This window comes from Parasphingomonas frigoris, assembly GCF_036663815.1.
In the GTDB taxonomy this organism is placed as follows: domain Bacteria; phylum Pseudomonadota; class Alphaproteobacteria; order Sphingomonadales; family Sphingomonadaceae; genus Sphingomonas.
Genome location: NZ_JAXOJQ010000004.1, coordinates 76,612 through 94,624, shown reverse-complemented (window position 1 = coordinate 94,624; position 18,013 = coordinate 76,612). Strand labels below are relative to the sequence as shown.

The 18,013-nt window shown below is 66.8% G+C and carries 26 protein-coding genes and 1 other RNA gene; 12 read left to right on the top strand and 15 right to left on the bottom strand.

Annotation, left to right across the window (positions count from 1 at the left end):
• The first annotated feature begins 6 nt into the window (after window positions 1-6).
• From U1872_RS15080 to U1872_RS15040, 9 genes are all read left to right on the top strand, one after another.
• Window positions 7-2,298 carry a chemotaxis protein CheA gene (locus tag U1872_RS15080; protein ID WP_332793736.1) on the top strand — a complete coding sequence of 764 codons (2,292 nt, stop codon included), beginning with the start codon at window positions 7-9 and terminating at the stop codon, window positions 2,296-2,298.
• The gene (locus U1872_RS15075) at window positions 2,298-2,726 is read left to right on the top strand and encodes a chemotaxis protein CheW (RefSeq protein WP_332793735.1); all 429 of its coding nucleotides are present in this window, start codon (window positions 2,298-2,300) and stop codon (window positions 2,724-2,726) included. The genes U1872_RS15080 and U1872_RS15075 overlap by 1 nt, the downstream gene beginning before the upstream one ends.
• Window positions 2,727-2,816: 90 nt before the next feature.
• Window positions 2,817-3,182, top strand: a complete 366-nt coding sequence (locus U1872_RS15070; protein ID WP_332793734.1) for a response regulator — start codon at window positions 2,817-2,819, stop codon at window positions 3,180-3,182.
• Window positions 3,183-3,195: 13 nt separating this feature from the next.
• A complete protein-coding gene (cheB, locus tag U1872_RS15065; protein WP_332793733.1) occupies window positions 3,196-4,275 on the top strand; it encodes a chemotaxis-specific protein-glutamate methyltransferase CheB in 1,080 nt (359 codons plus the stop codon).
• Between the two features lie 59 nt (window positions 4,276-4,334).
• Entirely contained in the window at window positions 4,335-5,132 is a 798-nt protein-coding gene (locus tag U1872_RS15060) for a CheR family methyltransferase (protein WP_332793881.1), read from the top strand.
• 74 nt (window positions 5,133-5,206) lie between these two features.
• Window positions 5,207-5,896 (top strand): N-acetylmuramoyl-L-alanine amidase, encoded by a 690-nt coding sequence (locus tag U1872_RS15055; RefSeq protein WP_332793732.1) that lies wholly within the window; start codon window positions 5,207-5,209, stop codon window positions 5,894-5,896.
• 11 nt (window positions 5,897-5,907) lie between these two features.
• Window positions 5,908-6,288, top strand: an RNA gene (rnpB, locus tag U1872_RS15050) — RNase P RNA component class A.
• A 63-nt stretch (window positions 6,289-6,351) separates the two neighbouring features.
• Entirely contained in the window at window positions 6,352-6,897 is a 546-nt protein-coding gene (locus U1872_RS15045) for a J domain-containing protein (protein ID WP_332793731.1), read from the top strand.
• 10 nt (window positions 6,898-6,907) lie between these two features.
• Window positions 6,908-7,246 carry a hypothetical protein gene (locus U1872_RS15040; protein ID WP_332793730.1) on the top strand — a complete coding sequence of 113 codons (339 nt, stop codon included), beginning with the start codon at window positions 6,908-6,910 and terminating at the stop codon, window positions 7,244-7,246.
• Here U1872_RS15040 and U1872_RS15035 read toward each other — a convergent pair.
• Together U1872_RS15035 and U1872_RS15030 are read right to left on the bottom strand one after the other, a co-directional pair.
• Window positions 7,226-7,360 (bottom strand): hypothetical protein, encoded by a 135-nt coding sequence (locus tag U1872_RS15035; RefSeq protein WP_332793729.1) that lies wholly within the window; start codon window positions 7,358-7,360, stop codon window positions 7,226-7,228. The genes U1872_RS15040 and U1872_RS15035 overlap by 21 nt on opposite strands.
• A 102-nt stretch (window positions 7,361-7,462) precedes the next feature.
• A complete protein-coding gene (locus U1872_RS15030; RefSeq protein WP_332793728.1) occupies window positions 7,463-8,536 on the bottom strand; it encodes a serine hydrolase domain-containing protein in 1,074 nt (357 codons plus the stop codon).
• 24 nt (window positions 8,537-8,560) lie between these two features.
• Here U1872_RS15030 and U1872_RS15025 point away from each other — a divergent pair, with 24 nt between their 5' ends.
• The gene (locus U1872_RS15025) at window positions 8,561-8,905 is read left to right on the top strand and encodes a hypothetical protein (RefSeq protein ID WP_332793727.1); all 345 of its coding nucleotides are present in this window, start codon (window positions 8,561-8,563) and stop codon (window positions 8,903-8,905) included.
• Window positions 8,906-8,917: 12 nt separating this feature from the next.
• Here U1872_RS15025 and U1872_RS15020 read toward each other — a convergent pair whose 3' ends face one another.
• The 10 genes from U1872_RS15020 to U1872_RS14975 form a co-directional block, all read right to left on the bottom strand.
• Window positions 8,918-9,328 carry a SufE family protein gene (locus U1872_RS15020; RefSeq protein ID WP_332793726.1) on the bottom strand — a complete coding sequence of 137 codons (411 nt, stop codon included), beginning with the start codon at window positions 9,326-9,328 and terminating at the stop codon, window positions 8,918-8,920.
• Between the two features lie 174 nt (window positions 9,329-9,502).
• Window positions 9,503-9,745, bottom strand: coding sequence for a hypothetical protein (locus U1872_RS15015; RefSeq protein ID WP_332793725.1), 243 nt, complete (start codon window positions 9,743-9,745; stop codon window positions 9,503-9,505).
• A gap of 30 nt (window positions 9,746-9,775) precedes the next feature.
• Window positions 9,776-10,057: a hypothetical protein gene (locus U1872_RS15010; RefSeq protein ID WP_332793724.1), complete on the bottom strand. Its 282-nt coding sequence runs from the start codon at window positions 10,055-10,057 to the stop codon at window positions 9,776-9,778.
• A 193-nt stretch (window positions 10,058-10,250) separates the two neighbouring features.
• Window positions 10,251-10,523: a hypothetical protein gene (locus U1872_RS15005; protein WP_332793723.1), complete on the bottom strand. Its 273-nt coding sequence runs from the start codon at window positions 10,521-10,523 to the stop codon at window positions 10,251-10,253.
• A 38-nt stretch (window positions 10,524-10,561) separates the two neighbouring features.
• Window positions 10,562-10,840, bottom strand: coding sequence for a hypothetical protein (locus U1872_RS15000; protein WP_332793722.1), 279 nt, complete (start codon window positions 10,838-10,840; stop codon window positions 10,562-10,564).
• 14 nt (window positions 10,841-10,854) lie between these two features.
• The gene (locus U1872_RS14995; RefSeq protein ID WP_332793721.1) at window positions 10,855-11,148 is read right to left on the bottom strand and encodes a hypothetical protein; all 294 of its coding nucleotides are present in this window, start codon (window positions 11,146-11,148) and stop codon (window positions 10,855-10,857) included.
• A 41-nt stretch (window positions 11,149-11,189) separates the two neighbouring features.
• On the bottom strand, window positions 11,190-11,567 hold the full coding sequence (gene pspC, locus U1872_RS14990; RefSeq protein ID WP_332793720.1) for an envelope stress response membrane protein PspC: 378 nt from the start codon (window positions 11,565-11,567) through the stop codon (window positions 11,190-11,192).
• Window position 11,568: 1 nt separating this feature from the next.
• A complete protein-coding gene (gene pspB / locus U1872_RS14985) occupies window positions 11,569-11,838 on the bottom strand; it encodes an envelope stress response membrane protein PspB (RefSeq protein WP_332793719.1) in 270 nt (89 codons plus the stop codon).
• Between the two features lies 1 nt (window position 11,839).
• The gene (gene pspA / locus U1872_RS14980; RefSeq protein WP_332793718.1) at window positions 11,840-12,508 is read right to left on the bottom strand and encodes a phage shock protein PspA; all 669 of its coding nucleotides are present in this window, start codon (window positions 12,506-12,508) and stop codon (window positions 11,840-11,842) included.
• A 45-nt stretch (window positions 12,509-12,553) separates the two neighbouring features.
• Window positions 12,554-12,712: a hypothetical protein gene (locus U1872_RS14975; RefSeq protein ID WP_332793717.1), complete on the bottom strand. Its 159-nt coding sequence runs from the start codon at window positions 12,710-12,712 to the stop codon at window positions 12,554-12,556.
• A 159-nt stretch (window positions 12,713-12,871) separates the two neighbouring features.
• Between U1872_RS14975 and pspF the strand changes: the two genes are divergently transcribed.
• Window positions 12,872-13,918 (top strand): phage shock protein operon transcriptional activator, encoded by a 1,047-nt coding sequence (pspF, locus tag U1872_RS14970; protein ID WP_332793716.1) that lies wholly within the window; start codon window positions 12,872-12,874, stop codon window positions 13,916-13,918.
• A gap of 64 nt (window positions 13,919-13,982) precedes the next feature.
• Window positions 13,983-14,588 carry a superoxide dismutase gene (locus U1872_RS14965; protein WP_332793715.1) on the top strand — a complete coding sequence of 202 codons (606 nt, stop codon included), beginning with the start codon at window positions 13,983-13,985 and terminating at the stop codon, window positions 14,586-14,588.
• A 485-nt stretch (window positions 14,589-15,073) separates the two neighbouring features.
• On the opposite strand, the gene U1872_RS14960 is transcribed toward U1872_RS14965, so the two are convergent.
• From U1872_RS14960 to mtaB, 3 genes are read right to left on the bottom strand one after another with little or no spacing between them, the layout of a single operon-like run.
• On the bottom strand, window positions 15,074-15,694 hold the full coding sequence (locus U1872_RS14960) for an inner membrane-spanning protein YciB (protein ID WP_332793714.1): 621 nt from the start codon (window positions 15,692-15,694) through the stop codon (window positions 15,074-15,076).
• Complete coding sequence (ftsY, locus tag U1872_RS14955; RefSeq protein WP_332793713.1) at window positions 15,691-16,620, bottom strand: signal recognition particle-docking protein FtsY; 930 nt, start codon at window positions 16,618-16,620, stop codon at window positions 15,691-15,693. The genes U1872_RS14960 and ftsY overlap by 4 nt, the downstream gene beginning before the upstream one ends.
• On the bottom strand, window positions 16,617-17,969 hold the full coding sequence (mtaB, locus tag U1872_RS14950; RefSeq protein ID WP_332793712.1) for a tRNA (N(6)-L-threonylcarbamoyladenosine(37)-C(2))-methylthiotransferase MtaB: 1,353 nt from the start codon (window positions 17,967-17,969) through the stop codon (window positions 16,617-16,619). Before mtaB ends, ftsY begins: the two co-directional genes overlap by 4 nt.
• Window positions 17,970-18,013 lie beyond the last annotated feature (44 nt).

Genomic DNA, 18,013 nt, shown 5'->3' with positions numbered 1-18,013 from the left:
GGGCTCATGGACGATCTACTGCAAGAATTTATCGCCGAAACGCGCGAAACGCTCGAAGCGCTGTCGGGCGAGATCGTCGCATGGGAATCCGCGCCCGGCGATCGGGATCGGCTCGACGCGATCTTCCGCTTCGTCCACACCGTAAAGGGAAGCTGCGGCTTTCTCGATCTGCCGCGGCTGGCGCGCCTGAGCCACGCCGCCGAGGACGTGCTCGCCGCGGTACGCTCGGGCGAGCGCACCCCCGATGCCGCACTGGTCAACGCCGTGCTCGCGATCGTCGATCGCATCGGCGAACTCGTCGAGGCGATCGATGCGGGGCACGCCGTCGACGATTCGGGTGAGGATCTGCTGGTGGCCGCACTCGATGCCGGGGCCCAGATGCTCGCACCCGCGACGCTCCCGGCCGCGCCGCGCGCGCCGAGCCGCAGCGTCCGGCTCAACGTCGACCTGCTCGACCGGATGATGAGCGGCATGTCCGACATGGTGCTCGCGCGGAACGAACTCGCCCGGCGGCTGCGTGACGACGGCGCCGACCCGAGCGTCGAAGCGGCGCTCGAGCGGCTTTCGCTGACCGTGGCCGAGATGCGCGATACCGTCACGCGCACGCGGATGCAGAAGATCGACGCGCTCTTCTCGGCCCTGCCGCGGATGGTGCGCGATACCGCCGCCGAGCTCGGCAAGACCGTCGCGCTGCATATCGAGGGCAGCGACGTCGAGCTCGACCGCGAGATGATCGAGATGATGCGCGATCCGCTGGTCCACATCATCCGCAATTCGGTCGATCACGGGATCGAGGCACCCCCGTTGCGGAGGATGGCGGGCAAGCGCGAGAGCGGCGCGCTGACCGTCGCCGCGCGCCAGTCGGGCAATCAGATCGTCATCGAAGTGTGCGACGACGGCCGCGGTGTCGACGTCGAGCGGCTGATTGCCAAGGTCGTAGGGGCCGGTGTCCGCAGCGAGGCCGAACTGCGCGCGATGAGCGAGCGTGCCAAGCTCGACCTGATCTTCGAGCCCGGTCTGTCGACCAAGGACACCGCCACGGCGATTTCGGGGCGCGGCGTCGGGATGGATGTCGTGCGCGCCAACGTCGAACAGATTGGCGGACGGATCGAGCTGTTCAACACCCCCGGCAAGGGGCTGCGCATCGCGATCCACGTTCCGCTCACGCTCTCGATCATGTCGACGATCGGGGTCGGGGTCGGGGACCAGCGCTTCGCCATCTCGCGCCAGGTGATCGAGGAGATCGTGCGCGTCGGGGGGGCGGCGATCCGCGTCGATCGAATCGGCGATACGCTTACCGCGACCGTTCGCGATCGGCGCATGCCGCTGATCGATTTGGGCGGGATGCTCGGGTTCACGCCGCATCCGCCGGCGATGCTGGTGATCGTCAGCGTGTCGGGCGGGAGCTATGCGCTCGCGGTCGATGCGGTGCTCGACCATGAGGAACTGGTGATCAAGCCCGCCGCGCCGGCGATCATGGCGACCGGCGTCTATGCCGGGCAGACGTTGCCCGACAGCGGCTTGCCGATGCTGATGCTCGACTGCGCCGGGATCGCCCATGTCGCCGGCCTCGTCTTCAGCCGCGAAACAGTGGCCGAGGAGTCGGTGACCGAAGCTGCCGAACCCGGCGTGCAGGCATTGCTGTTCGACGATCTCGACGGCGTGCGGCGGATCGTGCCGCTGTCGGTGATCGACCGGGTCGAGCCGGTCGCGGCCGGTGCGATCCGACTCACCGCGGGGCAGCTGCGCCTGTCGGTCGAGGGCGGGATCATCCCGCTCGTCGCGTTGGGCGACTGGGCGACGCGCGCGACCGTCTCGGTGTTGCGGTTGCGCGACGGCACGACCGAGATCGGCTATGCGATCAGCGAGGCGCTCGACATCGTCGAGCTGCCGACGACCCTCGTCCCGGCGCGCGATCCAGGCCCGATCGCCGGAGTCGTGGCGATCGCCGGCGAGCAGATCGAGGTGCTCGACCTGCACTGGATCTTCTCGAACCAGGCCGACGGACGCGGCGATGCCGACGCGCCGCTGTGCCTGCTTGACGGCCCCGAATCGGCATGGATGGCGACCTTCCTCAAGCCGGTGCTCGAAGCGTCGGGTTATCGCGTGACGACGCTGCTGCGCTCGGGCGACCGGCCGCACGTCGTCGTGCGGATGGACGACGAGACACCGCTTGCCACCGCCGCGATCCCCATCGTCCGTCTGCGGCGCGATGCCGACGGCGATCCTGGCAGCATCTTCCGGTATGACCGCCCCGCCGTCCTGGCTGCGGTAACGCGTTCGGCTGGAGGCCGCTGATGGCGCTGTTCCTGATCGCCCAGATTGCCGGGCGGACCGTGGCGATCGACTCGTTCCAGGTCGAATCGGTGGTCGACATCGGCGCCATCATCCCGGTGCCGCGCGCAGAACGCCAGGTGCGTGGGCTCGCCGCGTTGCGCAGCCGGGTGGTGACGGTGATCGATACGCGCGCCGCGCTCGGGCTCGAGGAAGGCCCTGCGGATGCAACGCGCGCGGTGATCACGATCGTCGACGGGCATCATTATGCGGTGCTGGTCGATGCGCTCGAGGACGTCGCGCCGTTCGATCTCGCGCCGCTGTCGGCGGGCATCGTGCTCGACAAGGGCTGGCTGACCGTCGGGCGCGGCCTGATCGAGCGCGATGGCGAGCCGATCCTCGCGATCGCGCTGACGGGCCTCATTCCGCGCGCGCCCGCGCTTGCCGCCTGATTATACGGAGTAGCGCGGCGCTACGAGTTAACGCGACGCTTACGCATTTCGGGCAACGTCGGTTCCAGAATGCTCAAACAGGGTGAATTCATGAAGACCTGCCTCGTCGTCGACGATTCGAAAGTGATCCGCAAGGTCGCCCGCCACATCCTGGAAACGCTCAATTTCCGCGTGACCGAAGCCGGCGATGGGCGCGAGGCGCTCGACGCTTGCCTCGTTTCTGCGCCCGACGTGGTCCTGCTCGACTGGAACATGCCGGTGATGAGCGGGATGGATTTCCTGCGTGCCTTGCGAGACAGCGCGGTCACGACCCGTCCCAAGGTCGTGTTCTGCACCACCGAGAATGGCATGGCGCACATCCGCGCCGCGATCGAGGCGGGCGCCGACGAATATGTCATGAAGCCGTTCGACCGCGAGACGCTGGAGAGCAAGCTCCAGATCGTCGGGATGGCCTGACCGAGTCAGCACGGTGCCTGCCCGGACCGTCCCTCTGCCCGTCCGCGGCCACGATCTCGACGCTCCGTCGCGCATCCTGATCGTCGACGATTCAGCGGTCGCGCGCGCGGTGATCGAGCGCGCGATCGCGGACACGCGACAGTTCATCGTTACCGGGGCCGTCTCCAACGCCGCAGCGGCGCTCGCCTTCCTGGCACGGTCGCGCGTCGATGCGATCGTGCTCGACATCGAAATGCCCGGGATCACCGGTCTTGCCGCCTTGCCCGACCTGATGGCGGCGGGGCAGGGTGCAAAGGTGCTCGTCGTGTCGTCGGCTGCGCGCGACGGGGCGGCGGCGACGATCGAGGCGCTGGCGCTCGGTGCCGCCGACACGCTGGTAAAACCCGAGGCCGGCGGCTTTGCCGGGCCCTTTTCGTGCGCCTTGATCGAGAAGCTGACGCGCTTGCTGGCGCGCGAGGCGCCCGTCGAGCTCGCCCCGCTGCACCGCATCGCGACAGCCGACAGCCCCACGGCACAGGGGTTCGACATCGTCGCCATCGGCGCTTCGACCGGCGGAATCCACGCGCTCAGCCTGGTGCTGCGCGAATTGCCGCCGAGCTTCCCGCTGCCGATCCTGATCACCCAGCATTTGCCGGCGTCGTTCATGCGGTATTTCGCGGCGCAGATTGCGGTGATGGCGAACCGGCCGTGCGATGTCGCGACCGATTCGATGCGGATCCGCCCTGGTCGCGTGGTCGTCGCGCCGGGCGACGCGCATCTGCGGGTCGTCAGTACCGGCGACGGGGCGGCGATCCGGCTGTCGCGCGATTCCGCTGGCAGTGGCTGCCTTCCCTCGGTTGATCCGATGTTTGACAGCCTCGCCGACGTCTATGGCGCGCGCGCGCTCGGCATTGTGCTGAGCGGCATGGGCCGCGACGGCAGCGTCGGCGCGAAGCGGTTGGTCGCGCGCGGCGGTGCCGTGCTGGTGCAGGACCAGGCGAGTTCGGTCGTCTGGGGTATGCCCGGCGCGATCGCCAGCGCGGGGATCGCGAGCGCCGTGCTGACGCCGCGCGAGATTGGCCAGTGCGTCGCCGCGCGTCGGCGTCCGGCATGAGCCACGCCGACCCGATCGCGATCCCGGCCGGTCCGCTCCGCGCGTCGCGCGAAGGCGCGATGGGCGTGCTCACCGCGATGCTCGAGGCACGCACCGGCCAGCAACTCGCCGCGACCCGCGCCTGGCGGGTCGATGCGGTGCTCGCGCCGCTGCTGCGCACGCTCAACCTCGACTCGCTCGACGCGCTGGCCAGCGCGGCGTTGCGCTCGCCGCAGATCGGCGAGCAAGTGGTCGATGCGCTGCTAAACCAGGAGAGCTCGTTCTTCCGCGACGCCGCGGTGCTCGATCTCGTCGCCGATGCGGTCGTCGCGCGCCAGGCCGCAGTGCCGATGCGGCGCCCGCGGCTGTGGTCGGCGGGCTGTTCGGTCGGGCAGGAGCCGCTCTCGCTGGCGATGCTGTTCGCCGAGCGCGACCCTGGCGGCAGAGCACTGGCGCCCGAGATCCTCGCCACCGACGTCTCGAAGGCAGCGCTCGCCCGCGCACGGGCCGGGCGCTACTCGCAATTCGAGATCCAGCGTGGCCTGCCCGTACGGCGGATGGTCCAGTGGTTCGAGACCGACGGTCCCGACTGGGTCGCGGTGCCTGACCTGATCCGCCGTATCGCCTTCCGGCGGCTCAACCTGGTGTGCGATGCGATGCCGGGCGGGCGCTTCGACGTGATCCTGTGTCGCAACGTCCTGCTGTACCTCACCCCCGTGCATCGGCGCGAGATCCTCGACCGCTTCGCCACAGCGTTACGCCCCGACGGGCTGCTCGTGCTCGGCGCGGGGGAAACTGTGATCGGCCAGACCGACGCCTTCCGTCCCAGTGCGGCGTATCGCGGCCTGTACGAACCGGTCCCCGCGCGCGACGGCTAAGGCGCGACTGACGGGGTTCCTTGCGGGTCGTGTCCGTGCTTAAGCTGTGCTCCGGACTGCGTAAGGGTTGCCCCATGACGATCATCGACACGCCCTCGCCCAATTTCGACGACCGCTCCCTGCCGGTTTCGATGATCGTGCTGCATTACACCGGCATGCAAAGCGGGCAGGCCGCGATCGACCGGTTGCGCGATCCCGAGGCAAAGGTCTCGGCGCACTATCTCGTCGCCGAGGATGGCCAGATCCTGCGGATGGTCGCCGAGGACAAGCGCGCCTGGCATGCCGGAAAGTCGCTGTGGCGCGGCATCGAGGACGTCAATTCGGCGAGCATCGGCATCGAGATCGTCAATCCCGGCCATGAGTTCGGCTATCGGCCGTTCATGGAGGAACAGATCGACGCGCTCATCCCGCTCGTCGCCGATATCACCGCGCGCCACGCGATCACGCGCGGCAATGTCGTCGGCCATTCGGACGTCGCCCCATCTCGCAAGCAGGATCCGGGCGAGCTGTTCCCCTGGAGCCGGCTCGCCAAGGTGCGCCTCGCCTTGCCGCGCCCGACCAAGAAATTGCTCGACCCGCTGTGGACCGACGCCGGCTTCCTCGTCGCGCTCGAGCGCTTCGGCTATGACGTGAAGGACAAGCTCGCCGCGGTCGTCGCTTTCCAGCGGCGCTTCCGCGCGGAACTGATCGATGGCGAGATTGACGGCGAATGTCGCAGCATCCTGCTCGCTTTGCTGTTGCCCAAGCCGCAAGGGGACGACTAAGAGCCTCTCAGCCAGAGGGTCGGGCGGCCGCGGGTGCTTCAGGGCACGCGAGGAAAGTCCGGGCTCCGCGAAACGACGGTGCCGGGTAACGCCCGGCGGGGGCAACCCTAGGGAAAGTGCCACAGAGAGCAGACCGCCGATGTCCTTCGCAAGAAGGAACAGGCAAGGGTGAAAGGGTGCGGCAAGAGCGCACCGCGCGACCGGCAACGGAAGCGGCATGGTAAACCCCACCGGGAGCAAGATCGAATAGGGGTGGCATATGGGCTTCGTTTCAGCTCGTCACCCGGGTTGATTGCTTGAGGCGGCGTGCAAGCGTCGTCCTAGAGGAATGGTCGCCTATCTCCGTCGCATGGCGGGGTGGACAGAACCCGGCTTACAGACCCTCTGGCGCTTTTTCGGGTCGTTTCACAAAAGCGTCATGGCGCTTACACCGTTCGATGCTTAGATGGCTCGCTATGGCGCGCACTTCATCACGATCGGTCGACTGGGGCTTTCCACGCTGGCGCGCCTATGGCGAAGCCGGCAGCGAGGCCGCGACGGTGCGCCTGTGCGACCGCCACGGCTGCACCGAAAAGGGCGATTGCCCGGCACCCAAATCCCCCAACAGCCCCGAGCGCTGGTATTTCTGTCAGATCCATGCCGGCGAGTATAACCGCGGCTGGAACTATTTCGAAGGCCTGAGCGCCGAGGAAGCCGCCGAACGCGAGCGCGCCGAGACGCAGACCGCCGAGGGCTATACCGAATCGCGGCACCATCAGTGGGCTGGCCCCGGCGACGGGAGCCGGTCGCGCGACGAGATCCGCGCGCTCGAGGTGCTCGAGCTCGACGTCGATGCCGATTTCGAGACGGTGCGGATGGCTTGGCGGCGGCTGGCCAAGTCGAACCACCCCGACGTGCGACCCGGCGATGCCGAGGCGGCGGCGCGGTTCCTGGCGATCCAGGCGGCTTATGATGTGCTCAAGGCGGCCGAGGATCAGCGCCAGTGGAAGCCCGCGGTGTGAGGATCAGCGGTTGAAGACGGTCCGCGCGGACTGGGCGAACACCATCCTCGTCTGCAAGAAATGTTCGAAGAAGCTCGGCGGTGGTTTCGGCCCCAAAGGCAAGACCGGGCTCGCCAAGGCGCTGCGCAGTAAGCTGGACGTGCGCAAGGGCCGCAAGGGCAGGCTCGGCATCGTCGACGTAAAATGCCTCGGCATCTGCCCGCGCGGCAGCGTGACGGTGGTGAATGCCGCGACGCCGGGCGAATGGCTGCTGATCCCCGAGGGACTGCCGATCGCCGCAGTGGCGGCAGAATTGGGGCTCGGCGTTATGGACGCAGCGCTCGATCGCCTAGAACAGCAGGCCGATTGACCACAGCGTTCCGAACAGCGCGAGAACCGCGGTCGTCGCCTGGCAGATTCCCCAGATATCGTCCTTGCAGAAAGCCGAGGGGCTTTTGCCCACTTCGCGACTGGTCAGCATCATCACTCTCCTCGACCGGCACCGTCACGCGGTGATCGTATCGATAGTGAAGCTGATCCTGATCAAGCCGCACGTCAAGCCAATTCGCGCCGGATCGGCCCTGTCTCAGCGGCGGGGCGGGACCCGATCAGCGGAGGGGACGCGCTCGACGATCTGCCCCAGCGTCGTCCGCAAGTGCGTGAAGGCCGGTGTGTCGTCCTGCGTCTTGCCGAGCCGGACGAGGACAAGCCGTTGCTCGGTCGAGGCGATCACGAACTGGCCGAGATGGCCGAGGCACGACACCAGTGTCGCAGGCCCATGCCCTGGGAACAGCGCAGGGCGCGGATCGGCGGCGCCGGGCCGGTTGAGCCAGAGCTGCCCGCCATATTCGCGATTGTCGGGCGAGGGCGTCTTCATGAAGGCGAGCCAGTCGGGCGTCACGATCTGCGTGCCGTCGGGCGCCTTGCCGTCGAGCAGGACGGTACCGAGCCGACCATAATCTGCGAGCGTCATGTAGATCAGCGAACCGCCGATCTGCGTGCCCGCGCTGTCAAATTCGAGTCGTGCGCTGGTGATCCCGGCCGGCGCGAACAGCCGGCGCTCGGCGAACGCCTGATAGGTGCGGGCGCGGACCGTCGGGTCTTGGCTGGCGGTCAGCGTGCGCGTGACGATCTCGGCGAGGATGATCGTAGTGAGCGAGCTATATTCGAACTTGGCGCCGGGCCGCGCCTCGAGCTTCGCGCCGATCGCGCGCCTGGCCATCGCCTGCGTGCCGCTGACGAACAGCACCTGATTGGTGTCCGATGCCTCGACCGGATCGCCGATCTCGGTATGCCCGAGCCCGGATGACATATTGAGCAGCATCCGCAGCGTGATTGCGCGGCGCGGGTCGTTCGCGCCGTGCCATTCGGCGATTGGCGCGGGCGCATCGAGCGCGAGCTTGCCGTCGGCGACCAGCTCGCCGACGAGTAGCGCGGTCACGGTCTTCGCCATCGACCAGCTGATGAAGCGCGTCGTGTCGGAATAGCCCGGCGCATAGCGTTTTTCGACGACATGGCCGTCACGAATCATCAGCGCGGCGCGGGTTTCGCCGAGCCCAGTGCCGAACAAGGGCGCGAGCGGGCCGGGCTCGGGCGCGGCGACCGATCCGGTTGCGAGGAGCGCGCTCGCTAGCGCCAGCCAGTGGCTTATCATCCGCATGTCGGAAGCCTAGGCTTGGCCGCGATGAATGCAAGACGCCTGGTCCTTGGGTCGTTGCTCGCCCTCGTGCTGATCGCCGCGGGCGCGGGGTATGCGTGGGTGCGCGGGCACCGCGCGCAGCTTGAGCTCGGCGTCGGCTATGCCGCGCGCGTCGGGTGCGGTTGCCGCTATATCAGCGGGCGACCACTCGGCGATTGCCACAAGGATTTCGAGCCGGGGATGGAGCCGATCCGACTGTCGGAGGATCCCGCGACGCGCACCGTGACCGCCTCGGTCCCGCTGATCGCGAGCCGCAGCGTGCGCTACGATCCGGTGCTGGGCTGCCAGCCCGAGCGCTTCACGGGAACGCCGCTAGCCGTGCCGCACTGAGGGCGGGGCGGCTCAGGCTTGGGCGTAGCGCGCCGCGGTGTCGCGGATCAAAGCGATCATGTTGGGGATGCCTTGCGTGCGGTTCGAGCTCAGCTGCTTGCTGAGGTCGAACGGTGCCAGTTCGCCAGGAATGTCGGTGGCGAGGATTGCCGCGGGCTGCTGGTCCTGCACCGCGAGCAGGACGAGCGCGATGATCCCCTTGGTAATCGCCGCGTTCGAATCGGCGAGGAAGTGGAGCGTGCCGTCGTCCTGCGCCATCGGGTAGACCCATACCGAGGCCGAGCATCCGCGCACCAGCGTCGCATCTGTCTTGAGCGCGTCGGGCATTTCCTCGAGTTCGCGGCCGAGATCGATGAGGAGACGGTAGCGGTCGTCGGCTTCGAGGAAGCTGTATTCGGATTCGATGTCGGCGAGGGTTTGCATGGAGAGGGCTATAGGCGTCCAGCTGGCCCTTAGTCACCCCGGCTGATCTTCATTTCGCCCCTCCCCTTCAGAGGAGGGGATGGGGGTGGGGGAGGTCTCACCGAGACTGCCTGGCGCTCGGTGCGCGGCGCGGCCCCACCCCAACCCCTCCCCTGAAGGGGAGGGGCTAAAAGTTCAGAGATCCACCCCCGCGGCGATCGCCTCGAGCTTGCGGATGCGCTCCTTGAGATCGGCGATCTCGATCCGCGCGCTGGCGTTGGGCAGCGATTGCTGCGGGGCCGGCTCGCCGAACGCATGCAGCTCCTGCTGCTTGAAGGCGAGCCAGCCGCGCCAGCCGGTGAGGGCGGCGCCGGTCAGCATCGCGAGCCCGGCGAGGCCGGCGGTGGCCATGGTGATGTAGAAGGTCGGGTCGGTCATCATCCCTGCTCCTGCGAAAAGGGTCATCGGTTAAGCCCGTGGATCTTGGCGATCGCGCAGCTTCTCGATCTCGCGATCGAGACGGGCACCGCTGTCGTTGCTATCGGTGGCGAGGCGCTCGAGGACGGCGAGCCGGTCCTTCATCGCCCGCAGTTCGTCGCGCAGCCGGTCGTTCTCGGCTTGTGCTGCGGGATCGTCGCGGAAGCGGACATCCTCGCCATGCTTGGTGTGGACCAGGCCGTAGCGTGCCATCAGCACACGGCCGAGCGTGACCACGACGATGATCGCAACGACCATTTCAAACGGGTTCATTTGGGTCACTCCTGCAAAAGGGTGGAAAACGGAGGCCGCTTCACTCGGCGGGGACGGCGGCTTCGCGAAGCTTGCGGCGGCGTGGGCGGTCGACGGTTTCGGTCGCCCAGACACCCCCCGCCGTGACGACGGCGAGCACGATAAAGAATGCGATCATGATATCCTCGGGGAGAAAGGGTTTATTTGTAAAGAGTTAGTTGAGCGGTGCGTCACGCAGCCGGTCGATTTCGTGCGAGAGGTCGACGCCGCGGTCGGTGATGATGCGCTCCAGCACGCGAACGCGCTGTTCGAGCCGTTCGGTCTGCGCGGCATATTGCGCGGCCTTCTCGGCGACCAGCGTCGCCTCGATCTCCATTCGGCGCTCCTGATGGCCGAGCCACGGGCGTACGATGAAGATGCCAATCACGGCGCAAAGCGGGATGCAGATTGCAAAGATCGGGATGAGCAGTGCGATGGGGAAGCCCATGATGATGTCCTCGATGGAGAGCCGAACGATCAGCCCGCTCAGCGGGCGTCGATCCGCAATTGTTCGATTTCGCGGGCGGTGCGGACCGCGGGGTCGATCGTGATCCGCTCGAGCACCGCAAGGCGCTGCCGCAGGGCGTCTACCTCGACCATCCGTCGCTCATCCTCCTCGCGACGCAGCGTCGCTTCGCGGTGGAGCGCCGGGTCGGCGGCGGTCAGCGCCTGGCGGACTTTGCGGCGCGCAAAGCCCTGGATCATCAGCAGGCCGCCCGATCCGGTGAGCAGGCCCATGATGAAGGCGGGTTCGGGAGGCATCATCGGTCGTCTCCCGCTCAGCGCAGCGCGTCGATTTCGCGCGAGACACGCTCGGCGGGATCGGTGGCGATGCGTTCGAGCACCGCGAGGCGCTCCTCGAGCCGGCTGACCTGGCCGTGCAGCTTCTCGTTCTCGGCCTTGAGCAGGTCGGTCTGGCGCGTCAGGCTGAGGTCGCTCTCGCGGGTGATCAGCTGGCCCTTCTTGGTCTCGATCGGGTAGCCGTGCTTGGCGCGGACCCAAGTGGTGAAGGCCCAGGCGACCGGCCCCGCGGTGATCGCGGCGATCGGGATCAAAAGTGCTAGGTTGCTCATGTGTTTTCCCCTGTTTGGCTTTGCCCCAAGCCCGGATCAGATCAGCGCAGGCTGTCGATCTCGTCGGCGAGGCGCGTATTGCGGCTGGTGTACATCATCTCGATGTCGGCGAGGCGACGGTCGATGTCGCGGAACTTGCTGCGGACCTCGGCGGTCGATCGCGTCGGATTGGCGCGCACGCCCTGCCAGAACTTGGCGTCCTCGGCGCTGTCGTAGAGGCCGAGCGGCTTCTTGTCGGCAACGAAGGCGATGACGATGTAGGCGAGCAGGACCCACCCGCTGGTGACCAGCGTCAGCATCGCGGTGCCGACGCGGACCAGGGTGACGTCGATGCCGGTGTAATCGGCGATCCCCGAGCATACGCCCAGCCATTTGCTGTTCTGCTTGTCGAGGTAGAATTTGGTGCGGCTGGCGGACATTTCAGTTCCTCCGTGCTGGATCGTAAGGGGTCGGCTCGGCGAGCGGCATGCTCGCGCGCCATTCGGGATGATCGACGGCGATGATCCGCTCGACCGTGCCGAGGCGCTCCTCGAGCCGGCGGGCGAGCGAGTAGAGCTCGTCGAGCAACTTCTCGTCTTCATTGGTGATCTTGGGCGCCTGCCGCCACTTGGTGACGTAGTGCAGGATCACCCAGGGCATCCCGATGAAGAGCGTGCCGCAGACGGCGATGGGGACGAGGATGTCCTCCATCTTAGCCGTCCTTTCCGACGCGGGCCTTCATCGCGGCGAGTTCGGCATCGACCTTCTCGGCCGCCTTGAGCTCCGCGATTTCCTCGTCGAGCGTCTTGGGCGGTGCGCCGAAGCCGGCGACTTCGGCGCGGCCCTCGGCCATGTCGACGCGGCGTTCCATGATCTCGAAGCGGCTGAACGCGTCCTGCATCTTCGGGCCGGCGTAGAGATCGCGCAGCTTGAACTTGTTCTGCGCCGATTCGAGCCGCGTCGCGATCGAGTTCTGGCGGGTGCGGGCTTCGCGCAGCTTGCCGGTGAGCTTGGCGATGTCCTCTTCCGAGCTTCGCAGCGCCTCGTCGAGGACGCCGATCTCGCCGCTCAGCTGGCCGGCCATGTCGGCGGCCTTCTGCTTCTCGACGAGCGCGGCCTTGGCAAGGTCCTCGCGGCCCTTCGACAGCGCCAGCTCGGCCTTTTCGGTCCAGCTTTCCTGCAAGCTGCCGAGCTTGCTGATGTGGCGGCGCATTTCCTTCTGATCGGCGATCGTGCGCGCGGCAGAGGCGCGGACTTCGACCAGCGTTTCCTCCATCTCGAGGATGATCATGCGGATCATCTTTGCGGGGTCTTCTGCCTTGTCGAGCAGGTCGGTGAAGTTTGCGGCGATGATGTCGCGGGTTCGGCTGAAGATGCCCATTGGTGTACTCCTTCGGGGGTTTTACGCAGATACTGGCGAAAAAATTCAGGCGATCGAGGTGATCGCCGCAGGGGCGGTAGAAGCGGGGGCGGCAGTGGCCGGACCGACGGTGCCGACGATGGCGACCGACCCGATCAGGACGGTGGCGACGAGGGCGACGAAGATCTGGGTGACCGAGTTGCCCGATTTATATTCGCTGTTCATTTCGTGTCTCCTTGGCGGAAGTGCGGTGCCCCGTGGGGCGATGCCAACAGCATTGCAGGGAGCGTGCCAGTTTTCGGAATGGCGGATTTGCGCGCTTTCGAGTGTGCTGGTCGAAAAACACACTTGCCAAGGCTTGGGATTTTACGCCAAGCGTTGGGAATGGAACGAACGACCCAGGTTATCGGACAATCGGGCGCGTTTCTCGACGCGCTCGAACTCGCCAGCCGCGCGGCGGCGCTCGACCGGCCGGTGCTCGTCATCGGCGAGCGCGGGACGGGCAAGGAGCTCGTCGCCGAGCGTCTGCACCGCCTGAGCCCGCGCTGGGACCAGCCGCTCGTCATCATGAATTGCGCGGCGCTGCCCGAGACGCTGATCGAGGCCGAGCTGTTCGGGCATGAGGCGGGCGCGTTCACCGGCGCGACCAAGGCGCGGGCAGGGCGCTTCGAGGAGGCGCATCGCGGCACCTTGTTCCTCGACGAGCTCGGCACGCTGTCGATGGCCGCGCAGGACCGGCTGCTGCGCGCGGTCGAATATGGCGAGGTGACGCGGATCGGATCGTCGCGGCCGATGCGCGTCGATGTCCGCATCGTGGCGGCGACCAACGAGCATTTGCCCGACAAGGTCGCGCGGCATCAATTCCGCGCCGATTTGCTCGACCGGTTGAGCTTCGAGGTGGTGACGTTGCCACCGATGCGCGCGCGCGTGGAAGACATACTGGTGCTGGCCGAGCATTTTGGCCGGCGCATGGCGTCCGAACTCGGGCGCGACCATTGGCCGGGCTTCACCAAAATGGCCGAAGCGGCGCTGGTCGCGTACCAATGGCCGGGCAACGTGCGCGAGCTGCGCAACGTCGTCGAGCGCGCGGTGTATCGCTGGGATCTGGATGGGCCGATCGACGCAATCCAGTTCGACCCGTTCCACTCGCCGCACCGGCCGGCGACGGTCGTGTCGCTTCCCGAGGCTAGCGCAGTCGCAGCAGCGGCACCGCCCGTCGCAGCGCCGTCGCCCGTCGCGCCGAGCGAACCGATGGATTACAAGGCGCGGCTCGCGCGCTTCGAGTGCGAGATGTTGCAGTCGGCGATGGCCGAGAACCGCTTCAACCAGCGCGCCACTGCCGAGGCGCTGGGGTTGAGCTACGACCAGTTACGCCACGCGCTGAAGCGCCACGGGCTGATTTCGGGCGCGGCGACAGAATCGGTTGCGTAACGAGCGGGCCGGACCCATTTGCCGGGCCTGACGTTTGCGTATCGAGCTTTCAAGGAGAAGACCCATGGCTTTCGAACTTCCCCCGCTGCCTTATGCCTATGACGCGCTGGAGCCGACCATCTCGAAAGAGACGATGACCTTCCACCACGACAAGCATCACGCGGCCTACACCGCCAGGCTCAACGAGGGCGTTGCCGCCGACCCGAAGCTCGAAGGCAAGACGATCGAGGAAATCCTCGGCATGATCTCGAGCCTGCCGCCGCTGGTGCGCAACAATGGCGGCGGTTTCTGGAACCACGATTTCTTCTGGAAGATCATGGGCCCGGCCGGCTCGACCCAGCCTTCGGGCGCGCTTGCCGAGGCGATCACCGCTTATGGTGGCCTCGACAAGCTCAAGGAAGATTTCAACACCAAGGGTGCGGGCCAGTTCGGTTCGGGCTGGGCATGGGTGATCAAGGACGAAAGCGGCGCGCTGAAGGTCGTCTCGACGCCGAATCAGGACAACCCGCTGATGGACGACGCCAAGGACAAGGGCACGCCGATCCTCGCCAACGACGTGTGGGAGCATGCCTATTATCTCACCTACATGAACGACCGTCCCGGCTATCTGAAGGCCTGGTGGAACGTGGTGAACTGGGACGAAGCCGGCAAGCGCTTCGACGCGGCCTGAGGCGCAGCGGCGGGTTCAAACGATTGCAGTTGCACACAACGCACTCGATCAATCGTATATTGCAGTTGCTAAAGATCCTGCTGCACTGCACAAAGAGTGTGCCTTTCAGGCATCCTCTCCTTAAACTTTCATGGCCGGTCGAAAGACCGGCCTTTTTTTTGTTTTAGTGGCTGTTATAGGCGAACCGATGTCGTAGCGCCGGATCAGAACAAAAACGACGGAAGAGGGGCCGCCGGTCAAAACCGGCAACGGCGACACGATCGTGCGGGGGATCGAGCGAATGCGCTCTCCCCCGCGATTTGCTGAATGCGTGATTTCATCCTTTGCTCTCTCCCGCATTCGGGAGAGGCAACGGAGATTTTGGTTCGCCTTTTTCAGGCGGGCCTAGTCGCAGTCGGTGAGGGCGTTCTTCTGGCTATGCGCCGACGAGAAGAAGACCCTCACCCAACCCTCTCCCATGAAGAATGGTAGAGGGCTAGAAAGCTTCACTCCACTGGCGGGACAGGCGGGTCGTCCTGCGTGCTGAAGCCGTGCTTCATCAGCATCGGCACATTGGCGAAGGCGAAGATCAAGGTCAGCGGGATCACGCCCCACAGCTTGAAGCCCAGCCAGAAGGCATAGCTGAATTCGTGGCGGACGATTTCATTGATGACCGCCAGGAAGGCGAAGAACACCGCCCAGTTGATCGTCAGCTTGCGCCAGCCGGTCTCGTCCAAGCCGGGATAGGCAGCTTCGAGGAACAGGCTCAGCAGCGGCCGGCCCGTCGCCAGGCCGAAGATCAGGATCGCCGAGAGCATCGCGTAGATGACCGTCGGCTTGATCTGGATAAATTCCTTATTGTGGAAATAGAGCGTCAGCCCGCCGAAAACGAGGACGAGCGTGCCCGTCAGCCACAGCATCGGCGAGATCCGCCCCGAGCGGACGAGCGAATAGACCATCGCCGCGATGCTCGCGATCATGAACGCGGTCGTCCCCGCGATCAGTTTTACCATATCGAGGCCGGGCGTCAGGAAATTGACGAGGAAGAAGATCGCGATCGGGCCGATGTCGACCGCCAGGCGCTGCCCGGCGCCGAGCGGCGCCTTTTTGATTGGGGTAGGTGTCATTTGCGGACCCCTTCCACGCCGGCGATGATCCGCGCAACCTCGTTCGCGTCGAACGGGCGCAGATCGCCCATTCCCTCGCCGACGCCGATCGCGTGGATCGGCAGGCCATATTGCTCGGCCGCCGCGACGAGCACGCCGCCACGCGCGGTGCCGTCGAGCTTGGTCATCACGAGCCCGGTGACGCCGGCGTCCTTCTTGAACACCTCGATCTGGCTGAGCGCATTCTGGCCGGTGGTCGCGTCGAGCACGAGCAGCACGTCGTGCGGCGAATCGACGTTGAGCCGACCGAGCACGCGGCGGATCTTCGAGAGCTCGTCCATCAGCTCGCGCTTGTTCTGGAGGCGCCCGGCGGTGTCGACGATCAGCACGTCGATGCCGGTCGCGGTCGCTTGCTTGACCGCTTCATAGACGATTCCCGCGGCGTCGCCGCCTTCCTTGCCGGAAATGATCGGCACCCCGGCGCGCTCGGCCCAGGTGGCGAGCTGCCCGATTGCGGCGGCGCGGAAGGTGTCGCCGGCGGCGAGCATCACGCCGTAATCCTGCTCCTTGAGCAGATGCGCGAGCTTGGCGATCGTCGTCGTCTTGCCCGATCCGTTGACGCCGATCACCAGGATGACGTGCGGGCGCGGGAAGCCAGTGATCTCGAGCGGCTTGGCGACCGTATCGAGCACCTTCTCGATTTCCTCGGCGACTACGAGGCGGATGCCGAGATCCTCCATGTCGCGCTCGAACACCCCGGTCGAAAGCCGCTGGCGGATGCGCGCGGCGGTTTGCGGGCCGAGGTCGGAGGCGATCAGCGCTTCCTCGATCTCGTCGAGCGTCGCGCGGTCGAGCGGGCCGGTGCCGAGCCCGGCAAGATTGCCGAGCAACCGGTCGGAGGTGCGCTTGAACCCGCCGAGGAGTTTGTCGTGCCAAGTGGGGGTCATGCGGGGATTCCGGTGAGAATTTTGCCGTCGGTGGCGGTGATGTGGATTCGGGCGATGCCGCCTGATGGTCGTGTCGGCCCTTCCACCGTTCGTGCTGAGCCTGTCGAAGCACCGCTCGCTACGGGAAGCGGCGCGCGCGGTGACGCGTGCCCTTCGACAGGCTCAGGGCGAACGGGGGGGAGGGGGAAGCGCACCTCAGCGAAGCCGGGCGTATGCCCGCGATCGCCCGGTCGCTCGACCAGCACAGCCTGCGTGGTGCCGACCAGCCCCCGCAGCCACGCCGTCTTGCGCCGCGCACCCGCCTCGCGCAGCTGCGCCGCGCGCGCCTTGCGCACCGGCACCGGCACCGCGGGCATCCGTGCCGCCGGCGTGCCGTCGCGCTCCGAATAGGGGAAGATGTGCGCGTGGACGACCGCGCAATCATCGATCAGCGCGAGCGTGTCGGCGAACATCGCGTCATCCTCGGTCGGGAAGCCGGCGATCAGGTCGGCCCCGATCGCGATGTCTTCGCGCGCGCTCTTGAGCCGTTCGACCAGCGCGACGCTTTCCGCGCGCGAATGGCGGCGCTTCATCCGCTTGAGGATCATGTCGTTGCCCGCCTGGAGCGAGAGGTGGACGTGCGGCATCACGCGCTGTTCCTGCGTCAGCAGCGCGAACAGCCGGTCGTCGATCTCGATCCCGTCGAGCGACGACAGTCGCAGCCGCTCGAGCGCGGGCACGTGGCGCAGGATCCGTTCGACCAGCAGCCCGAGGCTCGGCGCACCCGGCAGATCGGGGCCGTAGCTGGTGAGATCGACCCCGGTCAGCACGATCTCGCGATGCCCGGCATCGACCAGGCCGGCGATCCGGTCGACCACCGCGCCCGCCGGAACCGAGCGGCTGTTGCCGCGACCATAGGGGATGACGCAGAAGGTGCAGCGATGGTCGCAGCCATTCTGCACCTCGACGAAGGCGCGAGCGTGCGCGGCGAAGCCGGGCGCGAGGTGCGGCGCGGTTTCGCGGACCTGCATGATGTCGCCGACGACGACCTGATCGGGCGCGCTCCACGCTGCAGCGGAGAGTTTGTCGTGATTGCCGAGCACGCGATCGACCTCGGGCATCGCTGCAAAGCTCGCCGGGTCGATCTGCGCCGCGCATCCGGTGACGACGAGCTGCGCCGACGGACGCTCGGCCCGTGCGCGGCGGATCGCCTTGCGTGTCTCGGCGACGGCGCCGTTGGTGACCGCGCAGCTGTTGATCACGACCAGATCGCGGCTGCCCGGCCCAGCCTGGCCGACGAGCGCGCGGATCGCCTCGCTTTCGGCGATGTTCAGGCGGCAGCCGAGGGAGATGATCTGCGGATCGGGCATCGCGTCGCGATCTAGGGGGCGTAGGGCGGTAAGTCCATGCTCCT

Excerpts from the sequence above, each read along its gene's own strand:
- U1872_RS15060 (WP_332793881.1), top strand. The coding sequence starts at position 4,335 with ATGGGCGTGCTCACCGCGATGCTCGAGGCACGCACCGGCCAGCAACTC.
- U1872_RS15000 (WP_332793722.1), bottom strand. The coding sequence starts at position 10,840 with ATGATGCCTCCCGAACCCGCCTTCATCATGGGCCTGCTCACCGGATCG.
- U1872_RS14995 (WP_332793721.1), bottom strand. The coding sequence starts at position 11,148 with ATGAGCAACCTAGCACTTTTGATCCCGATCGCCGCGATCACCGCGGGG.
- U1872_RS14965 (WP_332793715.1), top strand. The coding sequence starts at position 13,983 with ATGGCTTTCGAACTTCCCCCGCTGCCTTATGCCTATGACGCGCTGGAG.
- U1872_RS15010 (WP_332793724.1), bottom strand. The coding sequence starts at position 10,057 with ATGAACCCGTTTGAAATGGTCGTTGCGATCATCGTCGTGGTCACGCTC.
- U1872_RS15015 (WP_332793725.1), bottom strand. The coding sequence starts at position 9,745 with ATGACCGACCCGACCTTCTACATCACCATGGCCACCGCCGGCCTCGCC.
- U1872_RS14960 (WP_332793714.1), bottom strand. The coding sequence starts at position 15,694 with ATGACACCTACCCCAATCAAAAAGGCGCCGCTCGGCGCCGGGCAGCGC.
- U1872_RS15020 (WP_332793726.1), bottom strand. The coding sequence starts at position 9,328 with ATGCAAACCCTCGCCGACATCGAATCCGAATACAGCTTCCTCGAAGCC.
- U1872_RS15030 (WP_332793728.1), bottom strand. The coding sequence starts at position 8,536 with ATGCGGATGATAAGCCACTGGCTGGCGCTAGCGAGCGCGCTCCTCGCA.
- mtaB (WP_332793712.1), bottom strand. The coding sequence starts at position 17,969 with ATGCCCGATCCGCAGATCATCTCCCTCGGCTGCCGCCTGAACATCGCC.
- pspF (WP_332793716.1), top strand. The coding sequence starts at position 12,872 with ATGGAACGAACGACCCAGGTTATCGGACAATCGGGCGCGTTTCTCGAC.
- pspB (WP_332793719.1), bottom strand. The coding sequence starts at position 11,838 with ATGGAGGACATCCTCGTCCCCATCGCCGTCTGCGGCACGCTCTTCATC.
- U1872_RS15035 (WP_332793729.1), bottom strand. The coding sequence starts at position 7,360 with ATGATGCTGACCAGTCGCGAAGTGGGCAAAAGCCCCTCGGCTTTCTGC.
- U1872_RS15055 (WP_332793732.1), top strand. The coding sequence starts at position 5,207 with ATGACGATCATCGACACGCCCTCGCCCAATTTCGACGACCGCTCCCTG.
- U1872_RS15070 (WP_332793734.1), top strand. The coding sequence starts at position 2,817 with ATGAAGACCTGCCTCGTCGTCGACGATTCGAAAGTGATCCGCAAGGTC.
- U1872_RS15005 (WP_332793723.1), bottom strand. The coding sequence starts at position 10,523 with ATGGGCTTCCCCATCGCACTGCTCATCCCGATCTTTGCAATCTGCATC.
- U1872_RS15025 (WP_332793727.1), top strand. The coding sequence starts at position 8,561 with ATGAATGCAAGACGCCTGGTCCTTGGGTCGTTGCTCGCCCTCGTGCTG.
- pspC (WP_332793720.1), bottom strand. The coding sequence starts at position 11,567 with ATGTCCGCCAGCCGCACCAAATTCTACCTCGACAAGCAGAACAGCAAA.
- U1872_RS15080 (WP_332793736.1), top strand. The coding sequence starts at position 7 with ATGGACGATCTACTGCAAGAATTTATCGCCGAAACGCGCGAAACGCTC.
- U1872_RS15045 (WP_332793731.1), top strand. The coding sequence starts at position 6,352 with ATGGCGCGCACTTCATCACGATCGGTCGACTGGGGCTTTCCACGCTGG.
- ftsY (WP_332793713.1), bottom strand. The coding sequence starts at position 16,620 with ATGACCCCCACTTGGCACGACAAACTCCTCGGCGGGTTCAAGCGCACC.
- U1872_RS15075 (WP_332793735.1), top strand. The coding sequence starts at position 2,298 with ATGGCGCTGTTCCTGATCGCCCAGATTGCCGGGCGGACCGTGGCGATC.
- pspA (WP_332793718.1), bottom strand. The coding sequence starts at position 12,508 with ATGGGCATCTTCAGCCGAACCCGCGACATCATCGCCGCAAACTTCACC.
- U1872_RS14975 (WP_332793717.1), bottom strand. The coding sequence starts at position 12,712 with ATGAACAGCGAATATAAATCGGGCAACTCGGTCACCCAGATCTTCGTC.